The 457-nt window shown below is 65.0% G+C and carries 1 pseudogene; it reads left to right on the top strand.

The window, feature by feature from the left end:
• Positions 1 to 314: pseudogene (locus C1631_RS25525) on the top strand (hypothetical protein); the annotation flags it as partial.
• Positions 315 to 457: the final 143 nt, after the last annotated feature.

Here is a 457-nt window from a genome sequence, read left to right as displayed (position 1 = left end):
CCTGCTTCAACGTGAAGGGCAAGGGCCTCGTGGTGATCTCGTCCTGCGGCCATGTCGGCATCGTCAACTCCGTGCGCCAAGCGCAGGAGGTCTCAGGGATCGAGCGCGTCCACGCCATCGTCGGCGGGTTCCATCTCGGACCGGCGCCGAAGGACTACCTGACCCAGGTCGTGGCCGAGATCAAAAAACTTCAGCCCGACGTCGTCGTGCCGATGCATTGCAGCGGCCTGAACTTCGCCCTCGAGGCGCAGGCGCAGATGCCGGAGAACGTGATCGTCCCGACCACCGGCAGCCGGCTCGTCTTCAGTGCGTAGACCCTCATCCCGGATCTCGGATCCAGGCCGATGCTCTCGCCTTTTGTGCGGGCATCGTCTTTTTCCGAAAGCCGGCGGCCAGCTTTCGGGACGATGCGTGAGCCGGACATTCGCGGCCGGTCTGCTCTGCGTGCTTGCCGCCG

Source organism: Chryseobacterium phosphatilyticum, from assembly GCF_002899825.2.
Lineage (GTDB): Bacteria > Bacteroidota > Bacteroidia > Flavobacteriales > Weeksellaceae > Chryseobacterium > Chryseobacterium phosphatilyticum.
The sequence above is the reverse complement of the archived record's forward strand: the minus strand, read 5'-3'. Positions and strand labels throughout refer to the sequence as shown.